The sequence below is a fragment of the Zoogloea ramigera genome, from assembly GCF_006539865.1.
Classification (GTDB): domain Bacteria; phylum Pseudomonadota; class Gammaproteobacteria; order Burkholderiales; family Rhodocyclaceae; genus Zoogloea; species Zoogloea ramigera.
Genome location: NZ_BJNV01000011.1, coordinates 101,283 through 107,292, shown reverse-complemented (window position 1 = coordinate 107,292; position 6,010 = coordinate 101,283). Strand labels below are relative to the sequence as shown.

The window sequence follows — 6,010 nt, the reverse complement described above, 5'->3', positions numbered from 1 at the left end:
ATCGAGGCCGGTCTGGCCTGGTGTGCTGCGAGCCTTGGGTGTGGCGGCTAGTTGCGCAGTTTGCGGATGCGTTCGGCGGGCGTGATGATGTCCGTCAGGCGGATGCCGAACTTGTCATTGACCACCACCACCTCGCCCTGGGCGATGAGGGTGCCATTGACGAGCACGTCCATAGGCTCGCCGGCGAGGCCGTCGAGCTCGACCACCGAGCCGTGGGCCAGCTGCAGGAGGTTGCGGATGGCGATCTTGGTGCGCCCCAGTTCCACGGTGAGCTGCACCGGGATGTCCAGGATCATGTCGTAGTCGTTGAGGGTGCCGCCCTTGGCGCCGGCCTGCCCGAAATCGGGGAACAGCTGGCTGGCGGGCTTGGCCTGGAAGGGGGATTCACCCCCCAGCGCCGGCTCGGCGGTGTCGGTCAGGCCCTCGGCGGCGGCCTGCTCCTGCATGGCGGCGGCCCAGTCGTCGTCGCTGATCTGGTTGTCGTCGGGGGTGTCGGTTTCGGACATGGTTTACTCCTGGCTGGCCGCCGGGGTTTCGTCTTCCTGGGCGAGGAAGCGTTCGATCTTGAGGGCGTATTGCCCGCGCTGGACGCCGTAGCGGCATTCCATGAAGGGGATGCCGTCAACCTCGGCCTGGATGGTTTCGGGGATGTCGAGGGGAATCACGTCGCCGGGCCGCATGTTGACGATGTCGCGCAGGGTGATCCGCGTGGTGCCGAGGTGGGCGGTGAGCGTGACCTCGGCGCTCTGCAGCTGCTTGCCCATCATGCTCACCCAGCGGTTGTCCTGGGTGATGTGGTCGCTCTGCATCGTCGAGTAGAGCGTCTCGCGGATCGGCTCGAGCATCGAGTAGGGGAAGCAGAAGTGCATCTCTGCCTGGGAGCCGCCGAACTCCAGCGTGAACGAGCAGGCCACGACGATCTCGCTGGGGGTGGCGATGTTGGCGAACTGGGGGTTCATCTCGGAGCGCACATACTCGAAGTCGAGCTTCTGCACCGGCGCCCAGGCCTTGGCGTATTCGTCGAAGGTGACCCGCAGCAGGCCCTGGATGATGCGCTGCTCGGTGGGCGTGAAGTCGCGCCCCTCGACCCGGGTGTGAAAACGCCCGTCGCCGCCGAAGAGGTTGTCCACCACCAGAAAGACCAGGTTCGGGTCGAGCACCACCAGCCCGGTGCCGCGCAGGGGCTTGGCGGTGAGCAGGTTGAGGTTGGTCGGCACGACCAGGTTGCGCACGAACTCACTGAACTTCTGCACCTTGATCGGGCCGACCGACACCTCGACGTTGCGGTGCATGAAGTTGAACAGGCCAATCCGCAGGTAGCGGGCGAAGCGCTCGTTGATGAGCTCCATCGTGGGCATGCGCCCACGCACGATGCGTTCCTGGGTGGCCAGGTTGTACGGGCGTACGCCGTCTCCGCTGTGCTCCTCGGCTTCTTGCTCGTCGGGTTCGCCGGTGACGCCCTTCAGGAGGGCGTCTACCTCTTCCTGGGAGAGAAAGTCCTGGGCCATGGCGGGGAGATCCCTTACTGGACGATGAACTGGTTGAACAGCACGGCGAGCACCGGCCCGTCGTCTTCGGGGCGGCTGCGCTTGTTCTTCTTCTTGGGGTTGGGAGCGTAGCCGAGCACGTCGTTGGCTTCTTCCTTGATCTCGTCGGCGAGGGTCTCACGGCCTTCGGCGGTGGCGAGCTCAGAGGGCTTCTTGGACGACAGCAGCATGATGATGCGGTGTTTCAGCTCGGGCATGTAGAGCTTGAGGGAGTCGCCGATCTTGGCGTCGGACACCCGCAGCACCATCGTGGACTGCAGGAAGTGCTCGCCTTCGTCGGGTGAGAGGTTGACGGTGAATTGTTCGAGCTGCACGAAGACGGGGGGCTTGGAGGGGTCGACCTTGATCTTCGGGGGCTCGTGGGAGACGTCCTCTTCAGCCTCTTCGCCGTCGGCGTGCTTCTTCTTGCCCATCAGCATGAAGGCCGCACCGCCGGCGATCGCGAGGATCAGCACTGCGACGATGATGATGATGAGTTTTTTCTTGCCACCCTTGGCAGGGGCTTCGCCTTCTGCGGCTTCGGCCTTGGCCGGTGCTTTCGACATGCTGGATCACTCCTTATCTCACTGCATTGTTATCCATCACGCCCGCCCGACAAGCCTGGAATAGGGGCATGGGAGCCCGCCATTTTCAGGGTTTTCAGGCAAACGTATCAACCAATCCCTCTCCACGGCGCTGCCAGAGGGGCGCGCCGGGGTGTGCTGCGTTGGTGTCGCTGCCGCCGGTGCGGCCGCGGGTGTGCTGGCCGCCGCCATCGCCGCGCTCGCCCGAGGTGCCCACGTCGGTCTGTCCGAGGCTGATGCCGCTCTGCTCGAGGATCTCACGCAGGCGCGGCAGGCTTTGTTCGATGAGCTCCCGCGCGGCCGGCGTGGCGGTGACGAACTGGGCGCTGGTCTGTTCGCCGCTGATCGTGATCGACACTTCAATCTTGCCGAGCTGCGGCGGGGTGAGGGTGAGTTCGGCCTGGCTTTCGTGCTGCCCGACCATCCAGCTTACCCGGTGGCCGACCTCTTCGGGCCAGGCGGGGCTGTCCGCAGGGGTGGCCACGTGGATGGGGAGCGGTGCCTGGGCGGCTTGCGTGGGCTCGCCCCGCAGGTTGGCTAAGGCGGCGGCGTGGATCGCGGCGAAACTGTTGGTCGGCGTGGCGGCGGTGTCCGGCCCGCGTTCGATAAGGCTTTCCCGCAGGCTGCCGGCGGCTTCGAGGGCGGCAGGGCTGGCGGGCTTACCGGCAGCGTCGCCTGCCGTATCGGCAAGATTTGCCGCTTGCCCGGCAGCGGCCGGCACGGCCAGCGGGATGCGACCCTTGTCTGCAGCGGCCTCCGTTGCCACGCCGGCAAGACCCGGGCGCGTCTCCAGGCCGCCGCCCGAGGCGAGCAGCGAGGCGGCGCTGGTGTCGGCCGGGCTCGAGGCGGTGTCGGGGGCGGTGGGAGGCTTGACGAGGCCGGCGAGCAGGGCAGCCAGCTCGGGCTGCGGGGCGAGGCCTTGGGGCGCGGCGTCGGCCAGGGTGGCAGTTTCGTCTTCGGCCTGGGTGTGCTCGGGTTTGGCGGTGGTGTCGGTTTCGCTGCTCGCATCACCCTGCATGCGGCGCTGGAGTTCACCGGCGAAGCCCGTGTCGGGGGCTTCGGCCTCCCGGCCCGAGGCCGCGGCGTCGGGGCGAGCGCCTTCCGGGCCTTTGGTGGGCGCGGCAGGGAGAGGCGTGGCGATCGGGGTCAAGGCCGGTCCGGGCATGATGGGGTTCCTGGTGAGGATGCTGACACCAGCCGATCAGCAAGCCACGTGCCAGGCGAGCCTGGCGGCGATCACTCCTCGCGGTCGCGGTCGCGGAATTGCTTGGCGGCGTGTTCGTCCGTGAGCCGTTGTTCCTGCTTGGCCTCCTTGCGGGCCTGCACGCTCTGGTGTCGGTGCGACAGGGTGTCGAACGCCTTCACCTTGTTGCGCTGGTCCACCCATTCCTGCTGGCCCTGCACCGTGCGCTGGCGGGAGTCGGAGACGATCAACTGCTGCTGGGCGATGGCGTCATCGAGCTTGCCGAGGAAGGCGCTGAAATTGCGCCATGCGTCGGGGCCGATGCCGTTGCGGGCCGCCTCGACGAAGCGGTCCTGGTATTCCTTGCGGTATGCCTGCAGTAGCGTGAGTTTGTCTTCGACGGCCTGTTCGCTGGCGATCAGCTCGCCGAGCTTGCGCGCGGCGTCATCCATCCGGCTGTTGGCCAGATCGAGCAGGGGTTGCAGCGGGAACGGCTCAGTCATCTTCACGTTCCTTTGCCCTTAACGGGCGGGTGACGGGATTCTTTAGGGCCGGGGTACAAAAGGCTTGCGGGCGGAGGAGGAGGGTCATGGGCTCGCTCCGAAGAGGGCATGGAGCTTTTCCACTGCCGATTCGTAGGGTTCGCTCTCGTCGATGCGCTGTTGCAGGTAGGTCTCGAGGCGCGGGTACATGGCCACGGCCTGGTCGAGCACGGGGTCGGAGCCCGCGTGGTAGGCGCCCACGGCGATCAGGTCGCGGGAGCGCTGGTAGCGCGAGAAGAGCTGCTTGAACCGGCGCACCACGTCGAAATGCTGGCTCTTGACGAGGTTGTGCATGGCCCGGGAGATCGATTGTTCGATGTCGATGGCCGGGTAGTGGCCCTGGTCGGCAAGGTTGCGCGACAGCACGATGTGGCCGTCGAGGATGGCCCGGGCCGAGTCGGCGATCGGGTCTTGCTGGTCGTCGCCCTCGGCGAGCACGGTGTAGAAGGCGGTGATCGAGCCGCCACCCTCGGGGCCGTTGCCAGCCCGCTCGACCAGCGCCGGAAGGCGCGCAAACACCGACGGCGGGTAGCCGCGGGTGACCGGCGGCTCGCCGATGGCGAGGGCGATCTCGCGCTGGGCCATGGCGTAGCGGGTGAGCGAGTCCATGATCAGCAGCACCTGCTTGCCCTGGTCGCGGAAGTATTCGGCCACGGTGGTGGCGTACGAGGCGCCCTGGAGGCGCATCAGCGGGCTGCAGTCGGCGGGCGCGGCGATCACCGCCGAGCGGGCCAGGCCCTCGGGGCCGAGGTTGTGCTCGATGAACTCCTTCACTTCGCGGCCCCGTTCGCCGATCAGCCCGACGACGATCACGTCGGCGGCGGTGTAGCGGGCCATCATGCCGATCAGCACCGACTTGCCCACGCCCGAGCCGGCGAAGAGGCCCATCCGCTGGCCGCGCCCGACCGTGAGCAGGCCGTTGATGGCGCGGATGCCGACGTCCAGCGACTGGCTGATGGCGGCGCGCTGCAGCGGGTTGATCGGGCGCGACTGGAGCGGGCGCGAGTGGCGCACGGTGAGCGGGCCGAGGCCGTCGAGGGGCCGGCCGGCGCCATCGACAACGCGGCCGAGGAGCTCGTCGCCCATCGGCAGGTGCTTGGCCCGGTCGGAGGCGCGCCGGCGCGGCTCGATGCGCTCGCCGGCGACCAGCGGCGGCTGGGTGGGCTCCACCGGGAAGACCTGGGCGCCGGGCGCGAGGCCGAAGACGTCGTCGGTGGGCATCAGGAAGATCTTCTCGCCGTGAAAGCCGACCACCTCGGCCTCCACCGAGCTGCCGCCCGGGATGTTGATGCGGCAGCCCGAGCCGAGGGGCAGCTTGAGGCCGGAGGCTTCCATGACCAGCCCGTTGATGCGGGTCAGGCGGCCGGACATCTGGTAGGGCGGCGTGGCGCCGACCAGCTTGCGCCCGTCGGCGAGGAAGGCTTTCCAGGTTTCGGTGCCGTGTTGCATCAGCTGCCGTCTCCGTCCCAGGCCACGTTGCGGCCGAGGTTGTCGAGGATGCGGCGCCAGCGGGTTTGCACGGTGGCGTCGATCTGGCTGCCGCCGGCGTCGATGCGCACGCCGCCGCGGCTTATGCTGGCATCCTCGACCAGCCGGTGGCCGGCGTGGGTGAGCTGCTCGCCCAGGTAGTCGCGGGCCAGTTCGAGGTCGTCGGGGTTGAGGTGCACCATGGCGTGGGCCTGGGGCATCTGCAGCAGGGCTTCGCGGATCAGCTCGGCGACCGATTCGGGGTGGGCGGCAAAGTGGTGGCGCACCATCTGGCGGGCGACCTCGATGGACAGGGACAGGATCTCTTCGGCCACCTCCTGGTCGAGGCGGGTGAGGGAGTCTTCCAGGCCCTGGAGCAGGCCGTGGATGTTCATCGCCTCCACGCGGCCGCGGGCGGTGCCTTCTTCGTAGCCGGCGTCGTAGCCTTCCTTGCGGGCTTCTTCGTGGATGCGCTCGATGTCCTCCGCGGTGGGCAGGTGGATGTCGGGCGCCGTGTCGGGCAGCGGCGGCGGCACGACCGGCAGCGGTTCGGGCTCGAAGGGGAGTTCGGGGGGCTCGGGCTCGACGGGCTCAAGCAGCGGGGGCGGTGGCGGCGGGGGCGCCGTGCGCTGCGGGGCGGGTTCGTCGAAGGAGGGTGGGCTCCAGCGCCGGTAGGCGCCGGCGGCCTGGTGGTGGCTCATCTGCAGG

At 68.3% G+C, this 6,010-nt stretch carries 7 protein-coding genes; all 7 read right to left on the bottom strand.

Annotated features, from left to right (window positions below):
- Positions 1 to 47: 47 nt before the first annotated feature.
- On the bottom strand, positions 48 to 506 hold the full coding sequence (gene fliN, locus ZRA01_RS05205) for a flagellar motor switch protein FliN (RefSeq protein WP_141349972.1): 459 nt from the start codon (positions 504 to 506) through the stop codon (positions 48 to 50).
- A gap of 3 nt (positions 507 to 509) precedes the next feature.
- Positions 510 to 1,508: a flagellar motor switch protein FliM gene (gene fliM / locus ZRA01_RS05200; protein ID WP_141349970.1), complete on the bottom strand. Its 999-nt coding sequence runs from the start codon at positions 1,506 to 1,508 to the stop codon at positions 510 to 512.
- 14 nt (positions 1,509 to 1,522) lie between these two features.
- On the bottom strand, positions 1,523 to 2,092 hold the full coding sequence (locus tag ZRA01_RS05195) for a flagellar basal body-associated FliL family protein (RefSeq protein ID WP_141349968.1): 570 nt from the start codon (positions 2,090 to 2,092) through the stop codon (positions 1,523 to 1,525).
- A 94-nt stretch (positions 2,093 to 2,186) separates the two neighbouring features.
- Positions 2,187 to 3,275, bottom strand: coding sequence for a flagellar hook-length control protein FliK (locus ZRA01_RS05190; RefSeq protein WP_141349966.1), 1,089 nt, complete (start codon positions 3,273 to 3,275; stop codon positions 2,187 to 2,189).
- Positions 3,276 to 3,346: 71 nt separating this feature from the next.
- A complete protein-coding gene (fliJ, locus tag ZRA01_RS05185; protein WP_141349964.1) occupies positions 3,347 to 3,796 on the bottom strand; it encodes a flagellar export protein FliJ in 450 nt (149 codons plus the stop codon).
- A gap of 84 nt (positions 3,797 to 3,880) precedes the next feature.
- Positions 3,881 to 5,284, bottom strand: coding sequence for a flagellar protein export ATPase FliI (fliI, locus tag ZRA01_RS05180; protein WP_141349962.1), 1,404 nt, complete (start codon positions 5,282 to 5,284; stop codon positions 3,881 to 3,883).
- On the bottom strand, positions 5,284 to 6,003 hold the full coding sequence (locus tag ZRA01_RS05175) for a flagellar assembly protein FliH (protein ID WP_246093283.1): 720 nt from the start codon (positions 6,001 to 6,003) through the stop codon (positions 5,284 to 5,286). Before ZRA01_RS05175 ends, fliI begins: the two co-directional genes overlap by 1 nt.
- Positions 6,004 to 6,010 lie beyond the last annotated feature (7 nt).